Annotated in this window: 21 protein-coding genes; 13 read left to right on the top strand and 8 right to left on the bottom strand. The window is 63.0% G+C overall.

The features are described 5' to 3' along the window. The first annotated feature begins 259 nt into the window (after window positions 1-259). The 4 genes from FHW97_RS08320 (at window position 260) to FHW97_RS08305 (ending at window position 5,830) form a co-directional block, all read left to right on the top strand. On the top strand, window positions 260-862 hold the full coding sequence (locus FHW97_RS08320; protein ID WP_082209109.1) for a DUF3237 domain-containing protein: 603 nt from the start codon (window positions 260-262) through the stop codon (window positions 860-862). A 202-nt stretch (window positions 863-1,064) separates the two neighbouring features. Continuing rightward, entirely contained in the window at window positions 1,065-2,591 is a 1,527-nt protein-coding gene (locus FHW97_RS08315; protein ID WP_370525374.1) for a carotenoid oxygenase family protein, read from the top strand. Between the two features lie 96 nt (window positions 2,592-2,687). Further along, on the top strand, window positions 2,688-5,210 hold the full coding sequence (locus FHW97_RS08310) for a TonB-dependent receptor (RefSeq protein WP_171798668.1): 2,523 nt from the start codon (window positions 2,688-2,690) through the stop codon (window positions 5,208-5,210). Window positions 5,211-5,287: 77 nt separating this feature from the next. Next, window positions 5,288-5,830: a nuclear transport factor 2 family protein gene (locus tag FHW97_RS08305; protein WP_171798667.1), complete on the top strand. Its 543-nt coding sequence runs from the start codon at window positions 5,288-5,290 to the stop codon at window positions 5,828-5,830. A gap of 54 nt (window positions 5,831-5,884) precedes the next feature. Here the strand turns inward: FHW97_RS08305 and FHW97_RS08300 are convergent, their stop codons facing one another. The 3 genes from FHW97_RS08300 to FHW97_RS08290 all read right to left on the bottom strand — a co-directional run bounded on the left by FHW97_RS08300 (window position 5,885) and on the right by FHW97_RS08290 (window position 9,519). Then, window positions 5,885-6,808 carry a hypothetical protein gene (locus tag FHW97_RS08300; RefSeq protein WP_253941689.1) on the bottom strand — a complete coding sequence of 308 codons (924 nt, stop codon included), beginning with the start codon at window positions 6,806-6,808 and terminating at the stop codon, window positions 5,885-5,887. 107 nt (window positions 6,809-6,915) lie between these two features. After that, window positions 6,916-8,520: a carboxylesterase/lipase family protein gene (locus tag FHW97_RS08295; protein ID WP_171798666.1), complete on the bottom strand. Its 1,605-nt coding sequence runs from the start codon at window positions 8,518-8,520 to the stop codon at window positions 6,916-6,918. A gap of 63 nt (window positions 8,521-8,583) precedes the next feature. Then, a complete protein-coding gene (locus FHW97_RS08290) occupies window positions 8,584-9,519 on the bottom strand; it encodes a hypothetical protein (protein WP_022676246.1) in 936 nt (311 codons plus the stop codon). A 278-nt stretch (window positions 9,520-9,797) separates the two neighbouring features. Between FHW97_RS08290 and FHW97_RS08285 the strand changes: the two genes are divergently transcribed. Further along, window positions 9,798-10,652 carry an alpha/beta hydrolase gene (locus tag FHW97_RS08285; protein ID WP_171798665.1) on the top strand — a complete coding sequence of 285 codons (855 nt, stop codon included), beginning with the start codon at window positions 9,798-9,800 and terminating at the stop codon, window positions 10,650-10,652. 28 nt (window positions 10,653-10,680) lie between these two features. Further along, on the top strand, window positions 10,681-11,769 hold the full coding sequence (locus FHW97_RS08280) for an alpha/beta hydrolase (RefSeq protein ID WP_171798664.1): 1,089 nt from the start codon (window positions 10,681-10,683) through the stop codon (window positions 11,767-11,769). Between the two features lie 254 nt (window positions 11,770-12,023). Here FHW97_RS08280 and FHW97_RS08275 read toward each other — a convergent pair whose 3' ends face one another. From FHW97_RS08275 to FHW97_RS08260, 4 genes are read right to left on the bottom strand one after another with little or no spacing between them, the layout of a single operon-like run. Beyond that, window positions 12,024-13,067 carry an aromatic ring-hydroxylating dioxygenase subunit alpha gene (locus FHW97_RS08275; protein ID WP_022676243.1) on the bottom strand — a complete coding sequence of 348 codons (1,044 nt, stop codon included), beginning with the start codon at window positions 13,065-13,067 and terminating at the stop codon, window positions 12,024-12,026. A gap of 17 nt (window positions 13,068-13,084) precedes the next feature. Next, window positions 13,085-14,038, bottom strand: coding sequence for a PDR/VanB family oxidoreductase (locus FHW97_RS08270; RefSeq protein WP_171798663.1), 954 nt, complete (start codon window positions 14,036-14,038; stop codon window positions 13,085-13,087). Continuing rightward, window positions 14,035-15,108, bottom strand: coding sequence for an aromatic ring-hydroxylating dioxygenase subunit alpha (locus FHW97_RS08265; protein ID WP_022676241.1), 1,074 nt, complete (start codon window positions 15,106-15,108; stop codon window positions 14,035-14,037). Before FHW97_RS08265 ends, FHW97_RS08270 begins: the two co-directional genes overlap by 4 nt. Before the next feature lie 2 nt (window positions 15,109-15,110). Further along, window positions 15,111-17,621: a TonB-dependent receptor gene (locus tag FHW97_RS08260; protein WP_253941688.1), complete on the bottom strand. Its 2,511-nt coding sequence runs from the start codon at window positions 17,619-17,621 to the stop codon at window positions 15,111-15,113. Window positions 17,622-17,819: 198 nt separating this feature from the next. Here FHW97_RS08260 and FHW97_RS08255 point away from each other — a divergent pair, with 198 nt between their 5' ends. Further along, window positions 17,820-19,622: a sigma-54-dependent Fis family transcriptional regulator gene (locus tag FHW97_RS08255; RefSeq protein WP_171798662.1), complete on the top strand. Its 1,803-nt coding sequence runs from the start codon at window positions 17,820-17,822 to the stop codon at window positions 19,620-19,622. On the opposite strand, the gene FHW97_RS08250 is transcribed toward FHW97_RS08255, so the two are convergent. Further along, window positions 19,608-20,525, bottom strand: coding sequence for a LysR family transcriptional regulator (locus FHW97_RS08250; RefSeq protein ID WP_171798921.1), 918 nt, complete (start codon window positions 20,523-20,525; stop codon window positions 19,608-19,610). The genes FHW97_RS08255 and FHW97_RS08250 overlap by 15 nt on opposite strands. Before the next feature lie 109 nt (window positions 20,526-20,634). Here FHW97_RS08250 and FHW97_RS08245 point away from each other — a divergent pair, with 109 nt between their 5' ends. The 6 genes from FHW97_RS08245 to FHW97_RS08220 are packed head-to-tail and all read left to right on the top strand — an operon-like array spanning window position 20,635 to window position 25,258. Then, window positions 20,635-21,792 (top strand): muconate/chloromuconate family cycloisomerase, encoded by a 1,158-nt coding sequence (locus tag FHW97_RS08245; RefSeq protein ID WP_171798661.1) that lies wholly within the window; start codon window positions 20,635-20,637, stop codon window positions 21,790-21,792. Window positions 21,793-21,797: 5 nt separating this feature from the next. Continuing rightward, window positions 21,798-22,088, top strand: a complete 291-nt coding sequence (gene catC / locus FHW97_RS08240) for a muconolactone Delta-isomerase (protein ID WP_169048538.1) — start codon at window positions 21,798-21,800, stop codon at window positions 22,086-22,088. 47 nt (window positions 22,089-22,135) lie between these two features. Next, window positions 22,136-23,047, top strand: a complete 912-nt coding sequence (locus tag FHW97_RS08235) for a dioxygenase (RefSeq protein WP_171798660.1) — start codon at window positions 22,136-22,138, stop codon at window positions 23,045-23,047. Window positions 23,048-23,100: 53 nt separating this feature from the next. Then, window positions 23,101-23,808 carry a CoA transferase subunit A gene (locus tag FHW97_RS08230; RefSeq protein WP_171798659.1) on the top strand — a complete coding sequence of 236 codons (708 nt, stop codon included), beginning with the start codon at window positions 23,101-23,103 and terminating at the stop codon, window positions 23,806-23,808. After that, window positions 23,808-24,500, top strand: a complete 693-nt coding sequence (locus FHW97_RS08225; protein ID WP_171798658.1) for a 3-oxoacid CoA-transferase subunit B — start codon at window positions 23,808-23,810, stop codon at window positions 24,498-24,500. Before FHW97_RS08230 ends, FHW97_RS08225 begins: the two co-directional genes overlap by 1 nt. After that, the gene (locus tag FHW97_RS08220; protein ID WP_171798657.1) at window positions 24,488-25,258 is read left to right on the top strand and encodes an alpha/beta fold hydrolase; all 771 of its coding nucleotides are present in this window, start codon (window positions 24,488-24,490) and stop codon (window positions 25,256-25,258) included. The genes FHW97_RS08225 and FHW97_RS08220 overlap by 13 nt, the downstream gene beginning before the upstream one ends. The last annotated feature ends 6 nt before the right edge of the window (window positions 25,259-25,264 follow it).

Raw genomic sequence — 25,264 nt, 5'->3', positions numbered from 1 at the left:
AGCGGGCAATTCGATGATTTATAATGCACTGAATCAGAAGGAATTGCACGTTTAGCCTTGGCAGATATCAGGCGATGGCGTGCACCCATGTTCCTTGCAATCGATGTCATTTTATCGCTCGATTGGCTTATATCCGGGAAAAGCTAAATCGAATCGGCTTGAAAAAGCAGACATTATATGGTTAGTCCGCTGCAGCAGGCGCACGAATGCGTCACAATTGGAGCTGGAAATCGCCAGCCCAGGCCGGGAGAGACATCTGATGACCGCTGAAGTATCGCGCCGGAGCATGATTGCAGGCACAGTGGGCGTCGCGGGAATGCTGCCAACCCTGGCTAACGCCGCCACCGAAGTTGTCAAAACCCAGACGAGCGCGAACGGCTTCGTGATCCCGCCCGATGCGCGGCCGCCAAGTTTTGAATTTGCCTTTCAGATCCGGATCGAACTGGGCGAGCGGCTGCGCTATGGGCCGACGTACTGGGGCTTTGATCGTGGCTACGTCGGCGTTCTTGGGGGCACGGTGACGGGGCCGCGTTTTTCCGGAAAAGTCATTCCGCACAGCGGTGGCGATTGGCCGACCATCCGGCCCGACAACAGCGTGCGTTTTGATGCGCGCTACCTGCTCCAGGCAGATGACGGCACTATCGTTGCGCTTCACAACACCGGAATCCGCCACGCCGACAAGGCTGTGCTGGATCGCATGCAGCGGTACGAACACGTCGATCCGTCGGAGTATTACATGGGGCTGACGCCTCGCTTCGAAGCGCCCGAGGGGCCCCATGAATGGCTCAGCCAGACTATCTTCGTGGGCAAGGCGGATCGCGACAAATCGCACTCCATCTTCACCTATTGGGCACTGGTGTGACAGGGCATCGCGTCGGCGCCCGCTCGGTGAGCCGTTCGGAAGCCTGACGCCCATTGGGTTGCTGTAAATTCAATTGTCCGGTTTTTTATAGATGTTCGGCGATTTGCCGATATCCAAATCTCAGAAAGACCGGGCAGGGCCGCCATTCTCGATATTTTCAAGCAACGGATGGCGGGCCGCAAGCCCGATCTAGGAGAGACACGTGCACGACGAACGCACCCTGCCGGTCAGCGAAAAGCCTTGGGTGGCCAGCGATCGCGACGCCTATCCCGATACTGTCCATTTTCGCGGCCTTAACACCCCGGTTGGCATCGAGGCCTCGGTGCCCGGCCTTACTGTGGAAGGGACGCTACCGTCCGGTTTGGAAGGATCGTTTTTCCGGGCCGTGCCAGACCCGGCCCATCCACCGATGTTTGCCGACGACAACATCCTGTCGGGCGATGGCATGATTTCCCGCTTTCGCTTCAGGAAAGGTGCGGTGGATTTCGACATCCGCTACGTCCAGACCGCGCGCTATCTCGCTGAGCAACACGCTGGCCGGGCCTTGTTCGGCGGCTATCGCAATCCGTTCACCGATCACCCCTCGGTGGCCGAAACCGATCGTACCGTCGCGAATACGACGCCGCTGTGGCACGCCGGGCGCCTGTTCATGACCAAGGAGGATGGTCTCCCCTATGAGATCGATCCGGACACGCTGGCCACCAAGGGGGCATGCGATTTCGACGGGGCGTTGCGTTCGCAAACCGTAACGGCGCACTCTCGCGTCGATCCCGAGACCGGCGAATTGTTCCTGTTCGGTTATGAAGCCGATGGCGCCTGCTCGCGCGACGTTTCCTATGCGGTGCTTGACCCGCGCGGGCATCTGATGCGCGAGCAGTGGTTCAAGCAGCCTTATCACGGCATGATCCATGATTTTGCCATCACGCGCAGCCGCGCGATCTTCCCGTTCTTCCCCACTACGACCGATCTCGACCGCTTGCGGGCAGGGGGGCCGAAATGGGCGCACGACCAGAACCTGGAATGCTGCGTGGGGATCATGGGCCGAGACGGCGACGTGGCGGGAATGCGGTGGTTCAAGGGTGCCAAGGGCGCTTCGGCCTTTCACATCATGAATGCCTTTGACGAGGGCGATGTGGTGCACCTGGATCTGTTCGTTTCGGAAACCAATGCGTTTGGCTTTATGCGCGAGGCGGGCGGTATCCATATCGATCAACGCGCCATTCGCGGGGGATTTGAACGCTGGACGTTCGACCTGGCTGGCGAGGGCGAACATTTCACGGTGACGCCGCTCGGGCCGCCCGGAGACATGCCGCGGATTCGCGATGCGGATTGTGGGCGGGACTACAAGACCGGCTGGTATCTCTCGATGATCCCGCAGGGTGGGCCGCCGCTTCCGGGTGGGCCAGTGGGCGCTGCCTTCAATTGCCTGATCCGCATCACGCTGCCGCATGGCGAGATCGACATGCTGGCGCTGCCGCCGGGCCATGCTGTCAGCGAGCCCGTTCACGTTCCGGCGACAGAGCCCAACGGCAGTGAATGGCTGTTGTGCATTGTCGACAAGGCCAATGGCGACGCGGGTTTTCAATCCGAACTGTGGGTGCTCGATGCCGATCGGCCCAGCCGCGGCCCGATCGCCAGGGTGCATGTCCCGCTTCCGTTGCGGGCGCAAGTCCATGGGTGCTGGGTTCCTGCCACTGTCCAAAGCCCAGCCAGTCAAATGACGCGATAACGACCATCGCGTTTTTGTGTCCAAAGATTCAATCGATTGCACGTTTAACGGCAAACAAGGCGGCCAGAACCCGCCATTATTAGGAGGGGAGTTATCATGACCGATAGAATTAACGCTTCGACGTGGCGCAAGACCTGGCTGCTGAAGTCTGCGGCGCTTACCACATTTGCCACTGTGCTTGCTTTCCCGGGCAGCACTTGGGCCCAAACCGCGCAGAGCCCGGCTGAAGAACCGCAAGGCGCTGCGCAAAACACCGCCACCACCGAAGGGGCGATCGGCGAAATCGTCGTTACCGCGCAGTTCCGCGCGCAAAGCGTCCAGCGCACGCCGCTGGCGATCACGGCCCTTTCGGCCGAGACGATGTCGGCACAGGGCCTGACGAACGTGAGCGACATTGCGGCGCAGGCGCCCAACGTTGTCTTGCAGCCGGCGCAAGCGGGTGCTGGCCCGTCGGTACAATCGTTTATCCGCGGCGTAGGCCAGGTCGATTCCAACCCGGCGGTGTCGCCCGGCGTGGGCACCTATATCGACGACGTCTATTACGGTTCGATCGCCGGGGCGAACTTCGATCTTGTCGACCTTGACCGCGTCGAGGTGTTGCGCGGGCCTCAGGGGACGCTGGCGGGGCAGAACTCCATCGGTGGTTCGGTCAAACTCTATTCCAAGAAGCCGACCGGTGATGGCAGCGGCTATGTTGCGCTGTCCTATGGCCGGTTCAACAATGTGCGGGTCAATGCTGCGGCGGATATCCCGCTGGTCCGCGATCGTCTGTTCATGCGCATCACCGGGGTTTCCGATAGCAAGGATGGCTATGTCACGCGCTATGACTTTGCCTGCACCCATCCCCGCACGGCGGTCCCCTCGTTCGGCTCTTCGGGCGATTGCAAGCTGGGCACGCTGGGCGGCAAGTCGGTAACGGCGGGCCGCGTACAGTTGCGTTGGGTTCCCAGCGACACGCTCGAGGTCAATCTGGCCGGCGACTACATCAACGACAATTCGGAAGGCACGCCGCAAACGCTGCTCTATGCGCAGAACCCGGGGCAAACGCCCAAAACGAGCATCAACGGCGTAAGCCTTGGCACCGCCAGCGGCGCATCACAGTTCATCAGCTATTCGCCCTATGGTGCCTATGCCACCGATCCGTACAGCAAGAGCGCCTATGTAAGCTATGCGACGTATTGCGATCCGTCGCCCAGCGACAAGACCGCGGCCTATTGCGTCCAGCCGCGTTCGGCCACGCATGGCGGTGGTGGTTCGCTCACCATCGACTACAAGATCGGCGATCATGTCTCGCTCAAGTCGATCACGGCCTATCGTCGTCAGCGCATGGACTATGTCGATGACAGCGACACCACCCCGATCGGCGGCGCATTGCTGACCAATGCCTTGACCTATCGCGAATTTACCCAGGAACTCCGTCTCAATGCCGGCTTGTTCGACAACCGCATCAACCTGACGCTGGGCGGGTTCTACATGAACGAGAAGACCAAGCTGGATTCGCGCATCGATATCCCACCCTTCGATTTCCTGGGGCGTGATCGCGTGCCCGCCACCACGTATGCTGCGTTCGGCAACATCGACTGGAAAGCGACCGACAAGCTGCAGCTGATCGGTGGCCTGCGCTATTCCAAGCAGGAAAAGACCTTCAACTTCGGGCGCCTTGGCGTGCCGGGGTCGGTCGCTGGCTTCCATCCCGATGGCCCGCCCTATTTCCCGTGCCCGCAGGCAGGCGGAACCGTGGTCAACGTGGCAGTCTGCCCGGTTAACGGTTTGTCGGGCACGTTCAAGGGAGACAACGTCGATTATCGCGTGGCCGCACAGTATCAGTGGACGCCGACGTTCATGACTTATGCTTCGGTCGCAACCGGCTTCAAGGGTGGCGGGGTCAATCCCCGGCCGTACAACCTCTATCAGGTTATCCCGTTCGATCCCGAACGGCTGACCTCGTATGAAATTGGCTTCAAGAGCGACCTGTTCGATCGCCGCCTGCGCGTCAACGCCAGCCTGTTCTACGGCAACTATACCAACCTGCAGCTGCCGGTCAGTTCTTGCCCGGCCAATCCGGCCTATCCGAACGTTCCGTTGGCCAGCTATGCCCAGCCATGCAGCGCCCTGCTCAACGCCGGCAAGGCCCGGACCCAGGGTGGTGAACTCGAAGTGACCGCCCGTCCGATCGACAAGCTCACGCTGCAAGGGACCCTCGGCTATCTCGACATCGGGTTCAAGTCGCTGCAGGCTGCGGCCATCAGCGCGGGGACGACACTCAATTCGCAGTTCCCGCTGGCATCGAAATGGAAGGCTAGCGCAAGCGCCCAATATCGGATCGACACGGAATCTGCCGGAGCGATCACGCCGCGCCTCGACATGACGTACCAGTCGAGTTTCTATACCTCGATCCCCAACACCACCTTCAACAAGGTGCCGGGCTACACCCTGCTCAACGCCTCGCTCGCGTGGGAAGCGCCCGACGGCAAGTGGATGGTGATCGGTAACCTGATGAACCTTACCAACAAGCTGTACTACTATGCGCTGCTCGATGCGCGTGCCGTCAATGGCCTGGTGACCGGCTTCCCGGCCGCACCGCGCCAATGGCGCATCACGGTCAAGCGCTCGTTCTGATCGATCGGATCGGGAGCTTCTCCATCTGGTAGAAGCTCCCGATCTCCTTTCCTGCATCTTCCTGTTTGGATACTCCGATGGCCCTGTCTTCCCTGCTCTTCCTGGCTGCGGCCGCCAGCGCGCCTGCCGCAGTGCCGCCTAGTGTTACGGTAACCCCGCCCGCCGCACGTGTGGTGGTCCTCGCGGCCAAGGATCAGCGGGCTCTGCTCGCCAGTGCCGATCGCAAGCTGGCGGCGAACAAACGCCTGGTGTTTGATATGTATCGGATCGTGCTGCAGGCCGGAGACACCGACCGTGCGCATGAATTCATCGCCACGGACTACATCCAGCATAATCCGAATGCCGCGCAGGGGCTCGCCGGGCTCATCGCCTATGTCAAGGCGACCCGGCCAGTGCGGCCGGTGCTCGATCATCTCGAAATCCCGATGATTCATATCATGGCAGAGGGCGATTATGTGACGATCGCATTCGCACGGCCAGAAACCGACGCGGCCGGGCAGCGCTATGTCACCACCTGGTTCGATCTGTTCCGCATTGCGCATGGCCGGATCGCCGAACACTGGGACCCGATGCTCCGCAGCGATCGCAAGATCGATCCCAACAAGCAGAAGCTGCCCTGAGCAGCGCATGCGGCATCGGGCGGAGCCAACCGCCCGATGCCGCCCACTTGGCGCTTAAAAGCCCTTGCGCTGCACAGTCCACGCCGGATCGACGCAGAGGCGGCACATCGGGCCCGTGAACGTTCGCCCAGCCGCTGCATTGCCATCGAGTTGCCAATCCAGCCAGTCGAGTGCCACCTGCGCAACGCGCCCGCCATATGGCTCGTCCATGCTGCCGCGATGGCCGAGCTGGATATTGACCATAGCCACCGGCACACGGCTGATCCGGCGGAAATCGTCCATCCCGTTATCGTAGGCAATGTCGCCCGGGCCGCCCATGATATAGAGGACCGGGGTATGCAGGCGCTCCAGCGCTTGCTTGGGTGTCGTCAGCCCGGGAATGAACGGCGTCCCATCCGGAAAAATGCCGCTGTTGTGGATGATGACGGCATGGACGCGCGGATCGGACGCGGCATCCAGCGCTTGTACGCCGCCACAACTGTGCCCGGAAACTGCAACGCGGCGCGGATCGATCCTTCCATAGAAATCACTTCCCGGCCGGGCGTTTTCGGCAAGAATCCAATCGAGGCCCTTGAGGATATCCGCCGGCATCGTCGCCACCGGGCGCAACGCGTGATCAGGCATGATCCCGCGCAGCGCAGCAGGTGCGTCTGGCCCGGTCAACGCGGTGCCGGGCGCAATGGCGACATAACCATGCGAGGCAATTTCAAGCAGGTGGAGCCGCGCGCTGGCCGCATCGGCCGAGCATCCGCTGTTGCCCCACAGCAGGACGCCCAGCTTGCCACCATCCTTCGGGAGCGAGGCCGGGCGATAGACAAGGTGGTTGGGGAGCGTGGCGCGGTTTTCTACGATAGCGGGCATCGGGCCAGTACCCGGCAGGTCTGGCAACGCGAAATAGCCCGCATAGCGCGCCAGTTCGATCGGCGAGGGACCGCCGGCTGGCGCTGGTGGCGTCTGGGCACTGCTGGAGAGCGGCATGGCAGCCACGGCGCCCGCAATCAGTGCACGGGACCAACACCGGGTTCGCTTTGTTTCGGTCATCGCTGTTGTCCTGCCTGATTGCCTTGCTGGCTTTGATGCATTGCTCATGGGCGAATCCAGGGCCCGGGAGGCCTTGGCTCGAAGCGATCGAGTTGCTGCGAACCGAACGGCAGCATGGTTTCGCGATCGGCACGATACGGATCGGACAAGACACGGATGGTCTTGCCGATCACCATCGTCGATCGCGTCGCAACGTCAAAACGCTGCCATGACGGCAGTCGCGGCCCATGGGGCACGCCCGTGTGGGCAAAACCTGCCCAAGTGCCTGACATCGTGTCGACCAGCCGCAGCGCCTCTGCCGATGGCGTGACATAGCGCCAGGCCGGCAGCGTGCCGAAGATGAACGGAACTTCGGCCACATGCGGGGTCACGTCATGAAATGCGCCGACGGTCATGGGATAGTCGAACGCGTAGAGGTGGGCGGGCGCTCCGCCTTGCGCTGCCTTGTGCTCGGCAAGCAGAATCGCATCGAGCAGATAGCTGCGATCGGTGGTCAGCCGCGCGAACAAGCGGCCATTGTCGAGCGCGGGATAGCGCGCTCGATAGGCTTGAATAACCGCCTCGGCATGGCTGGACGGCAGAAATGGTTCCAGCTGCCGCCGCAACTCCGCTTCGCCAAGCGTGGCATAGGCAGGGTCGGCGCCAAGGAACAGCGCTGTTTCATCGCGCGCCGTTCCGACGATGAGTGGCACATGGGCACTGGGGGCCAAGCCGCCAGGATCGACGGGCTGCCGGGGCAGTACCACGCCATCCACATTGGGCCGGAACTGCCCCATGGCGTTGCGCACGGTGATGCCCGCTGCGGTGACCGTCGCCACGGGAATATCGGCAAGTTTGCTCACTTCACCGGCATTCAGCCCAAGCGTGTGCAACAGGCGATCGGCCCGCTCGAACGAAAGGTCGGCATCATCCATGCGCAGCGCTGGCCCGCTTTCCGACGCACAGCGATGGAACAGGCCCGCCGCGCCCGGCACCGCCAGCATCACGCTGGCCTTGCGCCCTCCGCCCGATTGGCCGAAAATCATCACGCGGTCAGGATCGCCGCCGAATGCCTCGGCATTGTGTCGCACCCATTGCAGGGCGAGGACGATGTCGAGCAGCCCGGCATTCCCCGAAGCGGCGTACTTCTCGCCCCCGGCGTGGGCGAGATTGAGGTAGCCAAAGACATTCAGGCGATGGTTGATAGTGACGACGACAACGTCCTGCGTGCGGGCGAGGAACGCCCCATCGGTGAGCGGATCGAAGCCCATGCCGGCTTCCCATCCGCCGCCGTGCAGCCATACCATGACCGGCTTGCGCCCCTTGAGCGCGCCGGTCCACACGTTGAGCGACAGGCAGTCTTCCGAAGCCTCTGGGGTGGAGCCGTCATGGCCCTTTTGTGGGCAACGCGGGCCGATCTCGATGGCCGGGCGGATGCCACTCCACGGTCGACGCAGGCGGGCAGGGAGGAACCGGGCCGCTCCTCCGGTTGGCTCGCCATAGGGAACGCCGAGGAAACGGTGCACCCCGTCAGCCAGCACGCCCGCAACCCGGCCAGCGGTCGTCCGCGCCACCGATGTTGCCGCCGCACCATGTGCAGGGCGATCAAACGCCATGAGCGCGGCACAGCCAAGCGTCGCGCCCATCGCGCTGCGGCGGTCAAACAGCATGGCGTATTTCCTTTCGCTTGGCCGGCTTGCCAGCTGGCGTATCGGCCGGGTCGCGCCCGATCATCATTTCAGGTTCTTGCGGGCGATATGCCAGCGGGTGTCGCGGCACAGCCCGCAATCCGGCCCCGAAAACAGCGATGCAGCGGCGCGATCACCCCTGAGCCGCCATTGCAGCCAGTTGACCACCACGCTGCCAAACGTGCCGCCACCCGGCTCAAAGTAGGTTCCGCCATGGCCGACCCCGTCCGGATAGGCCCAGACCGCTGGAATGGAGGTGATGCGCTCGAAATCGTCACGGCTGTTTTCGTGCGCGCCATCTGACGCGTCACCGCCGATATAGAGCACCGAGCCGTGGAGCTTGGCCAGGCTCGCCTTGGTCACCGGAGCGCCGGGCAAGCCACCCGTGCCCTTGTTCCAGACCCCACTGTTCATGACCAGCGTGGTCTTGATCCGTGGATCGGCGGCGGCTGCGATAGCCTGGAGTCCTCCGCACGAGTGACCCATCACGGCCACGGCAGCGGTATTCACCTTGGCAAACAGCGCGCTTTTGCGATCGCGGTTCTGCGCTGTCGCCCAATCGAGCGCGTCGGTCAGCTGGGTATAGTTCGACAGGGCCGGGGCGGTCATGCTCACTGGCGGCGGGGGCATGCCCTCTTCCGAGCCACCCTCGATCGTGGCGGGCCCAATCCCACCGATCGAGATCACCAGATACCCGTGCGAGGCGATCTCGGTCAGAAACGTCCGGTAGCGGTTGCCATAGGCCATGCATCCGCCGTTGGCCCACAGCACGACCGGCAGCTTCGATTGAGTGGCGAGATGGGCCGGCGCGAATACCGTGTAGCCGGGAAACGATGCCGCCTGCTCCATCACGGCTGGAAAGCGGCCGCTACCGGCCGGCGCGCGCGCATCCACCCGCGCCAGGTCGGGCTGGGGCGGCGCTGCCGCCATGGACAGCACGGCGCAGATCGCCGCTATGCCAGTTGAATATTTCTGCATCATCAGGGATCCTCTCGTGGCCTCGTCAGCCTTGCCGAAACCATAGCGAGAATCTTGCTGCAATCAATTGCATTTTCTACCATTTGATATAAATGGACTGGGAATAAGCGAGAGAGGATGCAGCGATGGACGGAGGCAGCCGGCGGGCAGCAGGGTGGACGCGCCGCGCAATACTGCCTGCGCTTGGCCTAGCCGCGGGGGCCTGCGCAACCGGCCCGGCGCTGGGGCAGGTACTGCCCAGAGGATTGCAACTGCCACCGCTCCCGGCGTCATGGAACAGCGTGGAACGCGTGCCGCTGTGGCCAGGGGCAGTGCCGGGCACGGGGTTCCAGGCGCAGCCTTTGCCCGCTGGCTTTCCCGACATCCTGATCCGCAATGTCGCGCGCCCCGAAATCCGGGTCTTTCCGCCACCAGCAGGCGTGCCATCCAACGGCCTTAGCCTGCTTCTCCTTCCCGGCGGGGCCTACAGCTGGGTGTCGATCCTCAACGAGGGCATCGAGGTTGCCGCGCGGTTCGGCGCGATGGGCTATACCACGTTTGTGCTGGTCTATCGCTTGCCGGGCGAGGGGTGGGAGCAGCGCGCAGACGTTTCGCTCGCCGATGCGCGCCGCGCCGTCCAGGTCATCCGCCTTGACGCGGCGCGCCGCCAGCTCAGGCCTGACGGCATCATGGCAGTGGGATTTTCGGCCGGTGGGCATCTCGCGGCATCACTCGCCACCGGCTATGGCAATCGGGTTTTTCCAGCGGTGGACGCGCTGGATGATTCCGATGCACGGCCTGCTGCCGTGGCGGCGATCTATCCGGTCATCAGCCTTTCCCCGGACCTCGGCCACCATGATTCGACCGCCAATCTGCTCGGCGCCAATTCGACGGCGGAGCAGATCGCGCGCCACTCCCCAGCCTTGCACGTGACCGCCGATACGCCGCCGATGTTCCTGGCGCATGCCCTGGATGACCCTGCGGTCAAACCGGAAAACACGCTGGTGATGATGCGTGCGATGACGGCAGCGCAGCGGCCTGTCGAGGTTCATATGTTCGAAAAGGGCGGCCACGCCTTTGGCGCGGGTCGGGCCAATCAACCCAATAAAGCCTGGCCGGATCTGTTCCATGCCTGGGCGCAGACGCAGCTTTCCTGAAAACCCGTTACACGATTGGAAATCGATCATGGCACTCGAGATCACGCGCCGGAATCTTGCGCAATGGGCCGGCAGTTTGGCCGTCAGTCAGTTGGTGCCTCCCATCGCCCGCGCGGCGGCCGGATCCGCAGCTGGCGGCGCGCTCACCCCGGGCGATGCGCTGCGCTATGTAAATCCAGCCTTGCGCCCGTCGGCTGAAATGGTTGCCCGCATGAGTGCCGAACACGGCACGCCCAACGACAGCACCCTGGCTGAACTGCGCCGTCCGCACCCTGAATTCATGCCCAAGCGACTGCCCGATGTTGCGGTGGAAGAGCGCCTGATCCCCGTTCCAGGTGGCGCGCCAGCGGTAAAGGTGTTTGTCATCAACGCCCGCGCCGGCAGCAAGCGACCCGCCATCGTGCACATGCATGGCGGCGGGTATATCGCCGGCACAGCCGCCTTCGAGGTGGGCAAGCACCAAGCAGTGGCCAAGGAACTCGATTGTGTCATCGTTACGGTGGATTATCGCCTCGCCCCCGAAACCCGTTTCACCGGTTCGGTCGAGGACAACTACGCGGCGCTGAAATGGGTGCATGACAATGCAGCCGCGCTCGGTGTCGATCCTAACCGCATCGCCATCATGGGTGAAAGTGCCGGCGGCGGCCATGCCGCGCGTCTGGCGATCACCGCGCGCGATCGCGGGGAGGTGCCCGTACTGTTGCAGGTGCTGATCTATCCGATGCTGGACGATCGCACCGGCAGCACTGTTATTCCGCCGTTCCCGCTCGGTTCGATTGGCTGGGATGCGCCCAGCAATCGCTATGGCTGGTCCTCGTTCTTGGGCATGCGGCCAGGCGGTGCAAACGTGCCGGCGGCAGGCGTTCCTGCTCGTGTCAAGGACCTGGGCGGACTGGCGCCGGCGTTCATTGGCGTTGGTGGCATCGACTTGTTCGTGTCTGAAGACGTTGCCTATGCGCGTCGGCTGATCGAGGCGAAGGTGCCATGCGAATTGCTGGTGATCCCTGGTGCCTATCACGGCTTTGATGTTGTCGCTGCCGATACGGCACCGGCACGCCAGTTCACCAAGGCCAAATTCGATGCCCTTCGCCGCGCGTTCGGCAATTCGGATGTTTAACGTGACGGGGGTGGCGCTGTTCTCGCCGGCTCAATTGAGGTGGTGCCGGAAATCTGGACAGGGTGCCGGCCAAGTGGCGCAATCGCGCTTTTCTGCATACTGGCAGGTTATCTTGTGCCGCGAGCACGTACACCAGATGAAAAGGCGGGCAGCCTGGCGCAAACCACGCTGCCCGCAGGACGTGAGGTTATCGCGCCGGCGCCCTGTTCGGCTTGAGGTTCCGGTGCGGCGTCCCCCAGGGTGTTCGCGTGGCGCTATGCCTCTGCGCGTTCGGCGCGGATCATGCGATCGAGCATCTTGCGCACTTTCACCGGCGCGACGTCGTTGGACATCAGCACGGGGTTGAGCGAGAAGAACTCGGCATCGCCCATTTCCTGCTGCACTGCTTTAACCAGCGGACCATCCTCGTCTTCAAAGGCGGCATGCATGCCGGCGATCTTGGCGGCGTTGTAATCTGCATCCTCCACCACGTGATTGCGCCGCGTGGCGAAGAAGTAGTGGGTGGAGAAGGCATCGGCGGGCGTGCAGCTGTGCAGGTCATATTGGTCGAGCGCGTCGTCGAAGCGGTCACTGTCCTGCACCGCGGCAACGGTAAGCTGAATGTTGGCCGGCGCGCTCCAGGTGATGTCGAAAAACTGCCTGGCCTCGTCTTCGGGACGCGGCAGGAACGGGGCGAAGATCATCATCGCCGGCTGTTGCGACCATTCCCAGCGCGCGCTCACGTTCTTTTCGGTTTCGCGCAGTTGCGGCACGATCGGCGATAGCTTGCCGCGCGTGGTGATGATCTCGCCATGGACGTGGTCGATGTGGCTAAGGTCCATGACATTGTCGATGATCAGCTCGTAATTCACCGGCAGGTGCATGTAGGTGTAGGCCACGGCATTTTCGTGCCCGATGTCGAGCGGGGAATAATCGGGCAGCAGGGTGAGATCGGGTTCGGATGCGTCCATCCAGATCCACAGGAAGCCGTGGCGTTCGACCAGGGCAAAGGTATCGACCTGCGCTGCCTTGGGAATATGGCCAGTGCCATGGGGATTGTGGGTGCATTGCCCCTGCGCGTTGAAGCGCAGCGCGTGGTAGGGACAGGCCACCTCGTCGCCATGGCGCGTACCCATGCTGAGCGGGGCAAAGCGGTGCGGGCAGCGATCGTGCAGCGCCACTGCGGTGCCATCGGCCTGGCGATAGATCAGCACTGATTTGCCCAGCAGCTTGCGATGGAACAGTTGCGCGCCGTCCACCTCGGTGGACAGGGCGGCGATGTACCAGGCCTTCATGAGGAAATGATCACGGGTTTTCATGGCAAGACCTCTCCAATCTAGATTTCGATGACAAGGCGCGGCGTGCGCGCGCGCGAACAGCAGGGCGTGAAGCAGTCGTTGGCAGCCTGTTCGGCCGCGGACAGGTACATGTCGCGATGGTCAGGAATGCCGGCAAGCACAGTGGTGAGGCAGGTGCCGCAGATGCCCTGTTCGCAGGACAGCGGCACTTCGATCCCTGCCTCGGCCAGCGCGGTTGCCGCGCTTCGGCCAGAAGCAACGGGCACGATTTGCCCGGTTCCGGCGATTTCTATCTCGAAGGCATCGCCCGGATCCTGCACTTCCGGCGCGGAGAAATGCTCCACGTGCAGGCGCGCTTCGGGCCAACCGGCCGCCCGCGCCGCGCCGATCACAAAATCCATGAAGCCGGCCGGGCCGCAGGCATAAAGGTGGGCCTGCGGATCGGTCTCTGCCAGCACGCGCGCCATGTCCAACCGCGTCTGCGGCACATCGTCGAAATGGTAATGCACGTGGTGGGGCGCGTGCGAGTGCGCGATGCGTTCGCGAAACGCGATGCGCGCGTGCGTTCTGGCGCAATAGTGCAGGGCATAGGGCGTGCCGCTGCGCGCCAGATGATCGGCCATGGCGATGATCGGGGTGATGCCGATGCCGCCGGCAAACAGCAGCGCGGGCTCTCCTGGCACCAGGGCAAAGAGATTGCGCGGCGCGCTGATTTCCAGCACGTCGCCCACCTTGACCTCTTCGTGCACATGGCGCGAGCCGCCGCGCCCGGCGGTCTCGAGCAGGATGCCCAGTTCATAGACCGTTGTGTCGTCCACCTGGCCGCACAGCGAATATTGGCGGATCATGCCATTGGGCATTTTCAGGTCGATGTGCGCGCCCGGTTCGTATGGCGGCAGGCTGGCGCCGGGCAGCGGCGCGAGGACGAGGCCGACAATCCCCTCGGCTTCCTCGCGCCGCTCGGCGACCCGAACGGAAATCCATCCGTTCATGCAACGGTCTCCGCCACGTGGTCCGATGCTTCCTGCTCCAGCAGCTTGTCGAGCACCCACAGCATGCGGCCGGGGCCGGCATCGTGGACGATGTCGATTTGCGGGGCGTCGGGATATTGCAGTTGCCGCTCGCGCTGACCTTCCAGAATGCGCTTGTCTTCGAGAAAGGCATCGAGGTTGGTGGCATGCATCAGTTCGACGATGCCGGGAAACCAGGTGGCCTTGCTGGTGCCCCACGAGAAGTAATAGTCGATCGATCCATCGTCGCGCGGCGTGACAGCCTGGCTGGTAAACGTATCGAGCAGCAAGTCTCCGTTGCTCTCTCCCGACGTGGCATCGCCGGCAGACTTGATGCGGAAGCTCATGATGAAATTGCACGGCACGGTAAGCGTGACATGCACATCGATATCGAACCGTGCCGCCGGATCGAACAGGTGCTTGGCAAAGTTGGGCGCCGGTACGCCGCGCACGGTGTAGCGCGTCTCGATCCCGCGCGGCAGGTTCTTGTGGCGGGGGCGGATCAGGCTCCAGTCGTCAGACCCGCCAAAGGTTTCGCCATGCACCCAGGATACGTGGCTGAGATCGGCCAGGTTGGCGATTTCCTGCCGGTAATTGGTCTCGATGCGGATCGCGTTGGTTTTGAGCACCCAGTCGGGATCGGTCGGCCCCACCGCCTCGCAGATCAGCGCGGGGTCGGCCTTGGCGGGATCACCCAGCCAGACCCAGATCCAGCCGTCCTTTTCCACCGCCGCGAGCGTCGGCACATCAGCGCCAGGCGGGATCTTGTCCATGCCGGGCACCTGGCGGCAGCGGCCATCGGGGCCGAACAGCATGCCGTGGTACATGCAGCGCACGGCATCGCCTTCCTTGCGGCCAAGCGAGAGGGGGGCGGAACGGTGTGGACAGCGATCCTCCATCGCCACCAGCGCACCTTGCGGCGTGCGATAGAGCAGGATCGAGCGGCCCGCGATCTTGCGCACGACAAGATCGCGGCTGCCGAGCCCGACATCGGTGCCCCAGCCGGCGCAATACCAGCAGTTTTGCAGGAATGTTTCAGTCTTGGTTGGCATGGTCAGAACTCCACGCCCAGCCGGGCATACCACTCGGTGGGACGGTTGTAGGTGCCGAAGATGAGGCCGGCGGCCTGGAGATTGCCGCTGACGATGTAGCGATCGTTGGTCAGGTTGCTGCCGCCCACCGTGGCGCTCCAGCGCTTGTCCGGGGCCCGATAGGTGAGGCTGGCGCTGAGCGAGTCCACGCCCGGGCGCTGGAGCAGGAGCGTGCGCTCGGTATCGTTCCACAGGCTGCTGGTGCGGGTATAGTCGAGCAGCGCGACAACCGAGCCGCCGTTGCCCAGGCGATATTCATAGCGCGGGCTGATGTTGAACTTCCAGTTCGGGGCCTTGGGCAGCGGGGCGCCGACAAAGACGCCGGCCTGCAGCGTGTTGGGGGCCACCACGGCGCCCGGCAGCACGCTGGTATACTTCGCCTGGGTGTAGCCGATCGAGCTGTTGATAGTGAGGCCCGCGACCGGGGCGAGCAAGGCCTCGACCTCGAAACCCTTGATGCGGGCATCGCCGGCGTTCTGGATGGTGGGCGAAATGCCAAGCTGGAAATTGAGCTGAATATCGGAATACCGTGTGGTGAACACGGCAGCGTTGATCTGCAAATGGCGATCGAGCAGTTCGGACTTGATCCCGGCCTCGAACGTCTCGGCCTTTTCCGGGTTGAACGTGGGCGCATAGTTGAGCGGCGCGGAAAGTCGCGTGGTCCAACCCCCGGTCTTGTAGCCCTTGGACCACGAACCGTAGACCATCACATCGCGTGATGGGTGCAACTGGATGCCCAGCTTGGGCGAGAAGTTGTTGAATTTCTGATGCTGGTCTTGCGAAACAAAGAAGCGCAGCGGCTGGTTGGGATCGGGGAACCCGAGCAGCGAGGAACAGGGATTGCCATAGGTCGTGCAGCCGCTGACCTTGTAGAAAAATCCGTTGAGGTCGCTCTGGCCGCCGTTGAAGGTCTTCTTCTCGTTGGTATAGCGCCCGCCGACGGTGACCGAGACAAGCGGTGAGATTTCATAATCAACCTGCCCGAAGAAAGCATAGTTCTTGGTGTCGAGATAATTCGGGCCATCGATCTGGATCAGGCCTTGGTCGAACGTCACATAGTCGTTCATGTGGCTGCGTTCTTTGAAGTAATAGCCACCCAGAACGAACTTGAGCTTGTTGTCGAGGGTCTGGCCAACCAGCTGCAACTCCTGGCTGAATTGCCAGTTCTTGAGGCCGAAAGAGAATTCCAGGATGTTGAGCGGCGAGCCATCGGCATCGAGGCCGGTTGCCCAGTCGAGATCACGATAACCCGTGATCGATTTCAGCGAGAGGCCATCGGCCAGTTCGTAATCGACGGTGGCGGAAAGCCCCCAGGCCTTCATCTTCGAAAAGTTGATGCCGGTGGCATAGCTGGTATCGATGCTGTTGGTAACGAAGCGGTCGTCATACGGTAGGCGGTTGTTGTTCGGATCGGCATCGACATTCACGCCGCCGATACCGCCGAGCATCTGCCCCGGATTGAGCGGCGTGCCGCGCGAACCGCACAGCGCGCTCAGCCCTGCTGCGGCCAGCCCCGCCTGCGGGGTGTTGATGCAGGTGTTGTAGAGAAAGGCCAGCGTCGAAGGCATGCTGGATGTCGTCTTGATCAGCTTGTTGGCCGTGCCTTGCTGGTTCTGCCGCATGTAATCGCCCGAGACGCGGATGGTCAGGCGGTCTGTCGGGCGCCACACCATCTTGCCGCGCAGCGACCATTCGCTTTGCCCGCCTTCCTGGGCGGAGCGATCGGTACCGTTGGCACGGAAAGCGGATTCCGGATCGGTGGCGTAGGTCGCCGCGCCAGGATAGGGAATGCGGTTGAGATAGCCATCGCGGTGGCGCGAGGCGCCGGTTATCGCGAAAGCAAGCGTGTCGGACACGGGCAAGTCGACACTCGCATTCATGTCGAGCCGATTGTAGCGGCCGGTGGTGATGTCGCCGCGAAACGACGTGGTGTTGCCCGGATCGCGCGTGACGATCGAGATCGCGCCGCCGATCGTGTTGCGGCCAAACAGCGTACCCTGCGGCCCCTTGAGCACTTCGATGCGCTGCACATCGGGCAGATCGAGATTGGCGCCCACGGTGCGGGCAAGATAGACGCCATCGAGATAGACGCCGACGCCTGGATCGAAGTTGGCGGCAAAGTCGCTTTGGCCGATGCCACGGACATAGGCTGACAGGACCGAGGACGAACCCGAGAACGGCGAGCCAGCATCGAGCGTCACGTTGGGCGAGATGTTCGAAAGGCTCGACACATCAGCCACGGCGCGCTCTTTCAGCGCATTGCCGGCAAAGGCTGAAATGGCGATGGGCACGTCCTGCACGTTCTGCGCACGCTTCTGCGCGGTGACGACGATTTCAGCGATGCCGGTATCGGCGGCAGGAGCATTCTGCGCGGTGGCAGCCGGTTCGGTGCCGGCTGTGGTTTGGCCCATGGCGGGAGTTGCCAACGCCGCAGACAGCATGGCGGTCCCGGTGAGCAAGGCTGCTTTGATCATTTCTACCCCTCCGTAATGGCCCCCGTTGTTTCGGAGTGCCGTTGCGCAGAGTGTAAGAGCAGGGAATGTGCCAGTTTAAATAAGGGCATGAAATAATTGGCATGATGCGCGAGATCGTTCGTGTGGCATGAGAACTGTTGCGCAAAATTGGCCATTCATTATGCTGGAGTTGTATAAAAACAAACACAGGGGAGAGTGATGCCCAGCGAGCATCCTTCGCATCCGGCCTGGGCCGGAGAACGCGATGCCGCGCGCGATCTGGCGCGCAAACTGGTCGTGGCCGGTGAGCCATCGTTCGACGATCTGTGGAAGTCCTTCCACTACGATCCCGATCGGGCCGAGATCACGCTGAACGGCCAGCGCATGGTGCTGACCGACAACAATGCCCTGGCGATCATGCGGCGCGAGCTGGTGTCCTCTTTGGGTTATGACAAAGCGCGCGGGCTGGTGACGCGGATCGGGTACGGCATCGGTTCGGCCGATGCGCAACTGGCACTGGACCTGCGCAAGGAAGATGACATTTTCGCTGGCTTCGCCGTCGGGCCGCAGCTTCATGCGCTCAAGGGATCGGTCAAGGTCGAGCCGCTGGTGTTCGAAGCGGATCGCAAGACCGGCCATTTCTACAGCGAATATCATTGGCACAATTCTGCCGAATGCCTGTCGCACCGGCAGGAACTGGGCATCACGCCCTATCCCGGTGGATGGCAGCAGGTGGGCTATGCTTCGGGCTATGCTTCGGCCTTTTTCGGGCGGGCGATGATCTTTCGAGAAGTGCAATGCGTCGCCATGGGGCACGATCGCTGCTTCCTCGTCGGCAAGGCGGCCGAGCAGTGGGAAAACGCCGACGAGGAAATGCGCTGGTTCCGCGCGGAAAACTATGCACAGCGACAGGGCGAGGTGGCGGCGGGAAAGCTGCTACCCGATGAAGACCTGCGCATCGGTCAACGCTCCATCGTCGGCGCCTCCTCGGCGTTCAACCTGGCGCTTCACCTCGTGAACAAGGTGGCGAGAACCGATGCGCCGGTACTGTTCACCGGCGAAAGCGGCGTGGGCAAGGAGGTGTTCGCGCGCGAATTGCACAAGCGCAGCAACCGTGCCGATGGTCCGCTGGTGTCGGTCAACTGCGCCGCCATTCCCGAAACGCTGATCGAGGCGGAATTGTTCGGCGTGGACAAGGGGGCGTTCACCGGCGCTACGGCGTCGCGCCCGGGGCGCTTCGAGCGGGCCGAAGGCGGAACCCTGTTTCTGGACGAAATCGGCACGTTGTCGTTCGCGGCTCAGGCCAAATTGCTGCGCGTGCTGCAAGAAGGCGAATACGATCGCGTGGGTGGCAGCCGGCCGCTGCGCACCAACGCCCGGCTTGTGGCTGCAACCAATGCGGATCTGCACCGGGATGTGGCAAACGGCACGTTCCGGTCAGACCTGCTGCACCGGATTTCCACCTTTCCGATCACGATCCAGCCGCTGCGCCGGCGCCGCGCCGATATCCCGCTGCTGGCCAACTATTTCCTGCGCAAGATGTGCGCCAAGCACGGGCGCACCCAGGTGGCGTTCGACGATGCGATCATTCGCCATTTCCTGGAATACGATTGGCCGGGCAACATTCGCGAGATGGAAAACCTGATCGAGCGGGCGGTGATCCTGGCCGACGATAACGAGCTGATCGGCATCCACCACGTCACGATGACGGCGCAATCGTTCGACGGCGGACACACCGATGGCGGCGATGGCGACGGGCGAGCCGGTGAGCCATTTTCCGCCTATGTGATGGATCGCATTCGCCGCGGGGCGTCTGGCCTGCCCGAAGCGTCCGATAGGATCGATGCCCTACTGCTCGATGCGCGCCTGACCCGCGACGAGGTGGTAGACCGTCTGATCGGCGCAACGCTCGTGGCCACCAACAACAACGTCACCGAAACGGCGCGGCGCCTTGGCATGACGCGCTCGCAGGTCAACTATTGGTTGCGCGGGCAACGCGGGGCATCGTCACAGTTCGCCTGACAAAGGCGCGTCATGGCTCCAATCGCGGTATTTGCGGCGCACAACCTCGGTCATACTGGCAATATCGGGCGAAAGATCGCCCACGCGGTGGCTCATGATGATCGGCGATGTCGCAGGCTCGGCCAGTTCGCGAAAGGCAACGTCGTGGCTGCGCGCGCGGCGCACCGACTCCGGGACGATGGCCATGCCTTCCTCCGCCGCGACAAGGCCAATGGCGATCTGGAGTTCGCGCGCCTCGTGGACGATGCGTGGTTCGATCGCCTGGTCGCGGAACAGCGATAGAACTTGGTCGGCATAGCTTGGGCGCGGAGAGCGCGGATAGAGAATCTGCGGCTCGTTCGCCAGGTCGTGCAGCGAGATCGGCCCTTCACCGCGCGCCAGGGGATGGTCGACCGGGAAGGCGGCGATCAACCGCTCGTTGTGCAGAACGATGCGGCGTACGGCCGGATCGTCGAAGCGGATGCGACCAAAGCCTACGTCGATGCGCCCGTCCTTCAGCTGTGCGATCTGTTCGAGCGTCGTGCTTTCGACCATCACGATCTCGACATCTGGCGCCACCTTGCGGAACTCGCGGATCATTTCGGGCAGCCGGGCATAGATCGTGGAGGCGACAAACCCGATGACGAACCGCCGCCGGCGGCTGGTGGCGGCGGTCTTCACCATCGTGTCGACATCCTCCATCCGCGCCAGCAATTGCACGGCCTGGGCATGGAGCAGGCGACCAACCTCGGTAAGGCGCAGCGGCCGCATCGTGCGATCCAGCAAGGGCGCGCCGACATGGGCTTCGAGCTGTTGGATCGCGCGCGACAATGGCGGCTGGGCAATATGCATCCGCTCGGCCGCGCGGCTGAAATTGCCTTCGTCGGCAACGATCACGAAATAGCGCAAGAGGCGCAGGTCCAGCATGGTTCATACCTATCAGGTATAGAGATTAGACCCAATAGATGTTGGATTGCTTCCGGCGCAAGGCTTATCGATCATTGAAATTCTGCTGTTTGGGGCAATTTCTGCAATGGCAACGCTGAGTCGGGCTGATACCTTCATTGTCGATGTGCCGACGATCCGCCCGCATGTCCTGGCCATGGCGACAATGCATGCACAATCGATGGTGATCGTGCGCCTGACCGACGCCGACGGCATCGAAGGCGTGGGTGAGGGCACGACGATCGGTGGTCTCAGCTATTGCCCGGAAAGCCCCGAAAGCATCAAGTCGGCGATAGACACCTATATCCTGCCCGTGCTGGAAACCTGCGATATTGCGCAGGTCGGCGCGACCATGGCCAAGGTTTCCGCCAGTGTGCGCGGCAACCATTTTGCAAAATGCGCAGTGGAATCCGCCTTGCTCGACATCGCAGGCAAACGCCTTGGCGTGCCGGTCTCGGCGCTGATTTCCGGGGGAGCGCGGCGCGATCGGCTGCCCGTGGCCTGGACCCTGGCCAGCGGCGATACCGGGCGCGACATTGCCGAGGGTGAGGAAATGCTCGATCGGCGCCGGCACCGCATCTTCAAGCTCAAGATCGGCAAGCGTGCGGTGCGCGATGACGTTGCCCACGTCGGCGCGATCTGCAAGGCGCTGGGCGATCGCGCCAGCATTCGCGTCGATGTGAACCAGAACTGGTCGGCAACGCAGGCCAGCCTGGGCATGGCGATGCTGCACGATGTGGGCTGCGATCTGGTCGAGCAACCGATCGCGGGCGATGACATCGCGGCGATGGCCCGCCTGACCGCGCAGCAGACGATCCCGCTGATGGCCGACGAAGCCTTGCACGGGCCGCGCAGCGCACTGCGCATCGCCTCGGCCGGCGCGGCCGATGTGTTTGCGCTCAAGATCGCCCAATCCGGGGGGCTGTTTGCTGCGGCCGAAGTTGCGGCAATCGCCGCGGCCGCAGGCATCGGTCTCTATGGCGGGACGATGCTCGAAGGCAGTGTCGGTACGGCCGCCTCGGCCCATGTCTTTGCCACCATCCCGCATCTGGCCTGGGGAACCGAGTTGTTCGGCCCGCTGCTGCAGACCGAAGAGATTCTGCGCGAGCCACTCGACTATCGCGACTTCTCGTTGGGCGTGCCCGACGGGCCAGGGCTTGGCATCGCTTTTGACGAGGACAAGCTCGCCTTCTTCCGGCGCGACCGCGACGGGCCGCGTCTTCATCCCGTCAGTGCAGGAGCCTGAAACCCATGCTGTTCATGGTGGAAATGGACGTCAACATCCCGCTGGGCTTCGATGTTGATGAAGCGACGCGGATCAAGGCTGAGGAAAAAGCCTATTTCCAGCAGCTTCAGGCGGCAGGGACCTGGCGCCACATCTGGCGCAAGGTGGGGCTTTATTCGAACGTCTCGATCTTCGATGTGGAGAGCAATGCCGCGCTTCATGACACGCTGATGGCGCTGCCGCTGTTTCCGTTCATGACCATCAAAGTGACCCCGCTGTGCCGGCATCCCTCGTCGCTCCACGACGACGATCGCTGAGCGCAGCGTACGAAAACCGGGCATAAAAGACATCCAGGAGAGTGAACATGGACACCAGCTTCGTCAAATCGCCAGAAGTCCAGAAGCTGCTCGATCGCGCGGCGGGCATCGAGGAAAGCGGTGGCAACCCGCGTCTCAAGGCTATCATGCGCGACCTTATCGAAAGCGCCATGACCGTGATCGTCAAGCATGACGTGTCGGAGAGCGAATTCTGGTTGGCCGTCAAGTATCTTGCCGAAGGTTCCGGCGAACTCGGGCTGATCGTACCGGGCATCGGGCTTGAGCATTTCATCGACCTGTTCCTGGATGCCAAGGACGCGCAAGCCGGGCGGGTTGGCGGCACACCGCGCACCATCGAAGGGCCGCTCTATGTGGCCGGTGCGCCGCTGGTGGAAGGCGATGCCGCGCTGACGGTCGATCCCGACGACGGCGCCCACACTCTCTACATGAGCGGCGCGGTAACTGGCCCCGATGGCGAGCCGGTGGAGAATGCGATCGTGCATGTCTGGCATGCAAACAGCCAAGGGTGGTATTCGCACTTCGATCCAACCGGCGAACAGACCCCGTTCAACAACCGCCGCCGCATCAAGCTGGGCAAGGACGGGCGCTATGCGTTTCATTCCAAGCAGCCGAGCGGCTATTCGGTGCCGCCCGGTGGCGCAACGGACCAACTGATGCAGGCCTTGGGCCGGCATGGCAATCGCCCGGCGCACGTGCACTTCTTCATCGAGGCACCGGGCTATCGCACCTTGACCACCCAGATCAATTTCGGCGACGACCCCTTTGCAGCCGACGATTTTGCCTTTGGCACGCGCGAAGGCCTGCTGCCTGTGCCCAATCGCCAGGGTGATGCGGCATATATCGCGTTCGATTTCCAGTTGCAGCGAGCCAGCGATGCCGAAGACGAGGGTTTTTCCGCCCGCGCCCGTGCTGCTGCCGAACCAGTGGATGCGGCATAACGCACCGCCAGGGCGGATAACGCGCATTCTTCGGCTAAAGGTTTCGATACGACATGGACAAGATCTACGCCAATCCTGCCGCTGCGCTTGATGGCCTTCTGTTTGACGGGATGACCATCATGTCGGGCGGGTTCGGGCTTTCGGGCAACCCCGAAAGCCTGATCCCCGAAATCCGCCAAAGCGGGGTCAAGGATCTGACGATCATTTCCAACAATGCCGGTGCCGATGGCTTTGGCCTGTGGATGCTGCTGGAAAGCCGGCAGGTGAAGAAGATGATCTCGTCCTATGTCGGCGAAAACAAGTTGTTCGAGAGCCAGTACCTGTCTGGCGAACTGGAACTGGAACTGAACCCGCAAGGGACGCTGGCCGAGCGGATCCGCGCCGGCGGCGCGGGCATTCCGGCCTTTTACACGAAAACCGGGGCCGGCACTGTCGTGGCCGAGGGGAAGCCGGTGGACGTGTTTGAAGGCGCCGAATATGTGCGAGAGACCTGGCTGCGGGCGGACCTCTCGATCATCAAAGCCTGGCGGGCGGACCCCGCGGGCAATCTCATGTATCGCAAGACGGCGCGCAATTTTAACCCCAACATGGCGACGGCCGGCAAAGTGACCGTGGTGGAAGTGGAGGAAATCGTGCCTGAAGGGACGTTCGACCCCGATGGCATCCACACACCGGGCATCTACGTCGACAGGATCGTCCTCGCCACGATCAATGAGAAGCGCATCGAGAAGCTGACCACGCGTCAGCGGGAGAGTGCATAATGGCCTGGACCCGCGACGAGATGGCCGCCCGCGCCGCCCGCGAACTGCGCGACGGATATTATGTGAACCTGGGCATCGGCATTCCCACTCTGGTGGCCAATCATGTGCCGCCCGGCGTGAACGTAACCCTGCAATCGGAAAACGGCATGCTGGGCATCGGACCTTTTCCCTATGACGGGGAAGCAGACCCTGACCTGATCAATGCCGGCAAGCAGACGGTGACCGCGCTCCCGACCAGCAGTTTCTTCTCTTCGGCAGACAGCTTTGCCATGATCCGGGGCGGCCACATCGACATGGCCGTGCTTGGCGCGATGGAGGTCTCGGCCCAGGGCGATCTCGCCAACTGGACGATCCCGGGCAAGATGGTGAAAGGCATGGGCGGCGCGATGGACCTGGTTGCGGGGGTCAAGCGTGTGGTCGTGGTCATGGATCATGTTGCCAAGGACGGCAGCCCCAAGATCCTGCCTGCCTGCACTTTGCCGCTCACCGGCAAGGCGGTGGTGGACCTCATCATCACCGATCTCGCTGTTATTGCGGTCGATCGCGGCAAGGGCGCGCTCACCCTGATCGAATGCGCAGCGGGTGTAACCGAGGCGGAGGTGCTGGCCAAGACGGCGGCGCCCTTGGCGCTTTCCCTGACCGCGTCAGAGCACGCACCGACCGCATCAAAGGAATTGGCATGCCGTTCCTAGCGCGCCCTGGCGCCCGGCTATACATCAAGCACGACGGGCGCGATCAGGCGCCCGGGCTCGTTCTGCTCAACAGCATCGGCACCGACATGGACCTGTGGGACGCCGTCCTGCCGCATTTGCGCGATCGCTTCGCGCTGCTGCGGATCGATACGCGCGGCCATGGCGCTTCGCTGGCCGATCCGGGGGACTACAGCCTGGCGCAATTGGCAGACGATGTGCTGGCCGCAGCCGACGCCGTTGGATTTGCGCGCTTTGCCGTGGCGGGTGTTTCGCTCGGCGGGATGATCGCCATGGAACTGGTGCTGCGCGCGCCGGGCAGGGTAAGGGCCTTGCTGCCGATCTGCACTTCGGCAACGATGGACCGCGCCGCGTGGGACAGCCGCGTTGCCACCGTGCGCGAGCAAGGCATGGCCGGAATCGTCGATCTGGCGATGGGGCGTTTCCTGTCCGATGCTGCCGATCCGGCCATCTATCAAGCGGTGCGGCGTCAACTGCTTGCCATGGACGCGCAAGGCTATGCCGGCTGTGCCTGTGCCATTCGCGACATGGCCCTGGCCGACCGGCTCCACGCCATCGCCTGTCCGACGCTGGTAGTGACCGGCACGCGCGACACCTCGACGCCGTTCGAGGGCCATGGCGAACACCTGGTTGCGCGCATTCCCGGCGCGCGCCATGTTGCGCTGGCAGCGGCGCACCTGGCCCCGCTAGAGGCGGCAGAGCCGCTGGCCGCGACCATCGCCGCCTTTCTGGAAAGCTGATACCGC

Origin of the sequence: Novosphingobium sp. SG754 (assembly GCF_013149315.1) — a bacterium.
Classification (GTDB): domain Bacteria; phylum Pseudomonadota; class Alphaproteobacteria; order Sphingomonadales; family Sphingomonadaceae; genus Novosphingobium; species Novosphingobium capsulatum.
Note: the sequence above shows the minus strand (reverse complement) of the source record. Positions and strands in the feature narration are given on the sequence as shown.

Bases quoted from the DNA above. Each gene is read 5' to 3' on its own strand.
- FHW97_RS08320 (WP_082209109.1), top strand. From the start codon at position 260: ATGACCGCTGAAGTATCGCGCCGGAGCATGATTGCAGGCACAGTGGGC.
- FHW97_RS08295 (WP_171798666.1), bottom strand. From the start codon at position 8,520: ATGCTGTTTGACCGCCGCAGCGCGATGGGCGCGACGCTTGGCTGTGCC.
- FHW97_RS08225 (WP_171798658.1), top strand. From the start codon at position 23,808: ATGGCCTGGACCCGCGACGAGATGGCCGCCCGCGCCGCCCGCGAACTG.
- FHW97_RS08300 (WP_253941689.1), bottom strand. From the start codon at position 6,808: ATGCCGCTCTCCAGCAGTGCCCAGACGCCACCAGCGCCAGCCGGCGGT.
- FHW97_RS08310 (WP_171798668.1), top strand. From the start codon at position 2,688: ATGACCGATAGAATTAACGCTTCGACGTGGCGCAAGACCTGGCTGCTG.
- catC (WP_169048538.1), top strand. From the start codon at position 21,798: ATGCTGTTCATGGTGGAAATGGACGTCAACATCCCGCTGGGCTTCGAT.
- FHW97_RS08220 (WP_171798657.1), top strand. From the start codon at position 24,488: ATGCCGTTCCTAGCGCGCCCTGGCGCCCGGCTATACATCAAGCACGAC.
- FHW97_RS08280 (WP_171798664.1), top strand. From the start codon at position 10,681: ATGGCACTCGAGATCACGCGCCGGAATCTTGCGCAATGGGCCGGCAGT.
- FHW97_RS08270 (WP_171798663.1), bottom strand. From the start codon at position 14,038: ATGAACGGATGGATTTCCGTTCGGGTCGCCGAGCGGCGCGAGGAAGCC.
- FHW97_RS08265 (WP_022676241.1), bottom strand. From the start codon at position 15,108: ATGCCAACCAAGACTGAAACATTCCTGCAAAACTGCTGGTATTGCGCC.
- FHW97_RS08230 (WP_171798659.1), top strand. From the start codon at position 23,101: ATGGACAAGATCTACGCCAATCCTGCCGCTGCGCTTGATGGCCTTCTG.
- FHW97_RS08245 (WP_171798661.1), top strand. From the start codon at position 20,635: ATGGCAACGCTGAGTCGGGCTGATACCTTCATTGTCGATGTGCCGACG.
- FHW97_RS08260 (WP_253941688.1), bottom strand. From the start codon at position 17,621: ATGATCAAAGCAGCCTTGCTCACCGGGACCGCCATGCTGTCTGCGGCG.
- FHW97_RS08255 (WP_171798662.1), top strand. From the start codon at position 17,820: ATGCCCAGCGAGCATCCTTCGCATCCGGCCTGGGCCGGAGAACGCGAT.
- FHW97_RS08290 (WP_022676246.1), bottom strand. From the start codon at position 9,519: ATGATGCAGAAATATTCAACTGGCATAGCGGCGATCTGCGCCGTGCTG.
- FHW97_RS08235 (WP_171798660.1), top strand. From the start codon at position 22,136: ATGGACACCAGCTTCGTCAAATCGCCAGAAGTCCAGAAGCTGCTCGAT.
- FHW97_RS08275 (WP_022676243.1), bottom strand. From the start codon at position 13,067: ATGAAAACCCGTGATCATTTCCTCATGAAGGCCTGGTACATCGCCGCC.
- FHW97_RS08305 (WP_171798667.1), top strand. From the start codon at position 5,288: ATGGCCCTGTCTTCCCTGCTCTTCCTGGCTGCGGCCGCCAGCGCGCCT.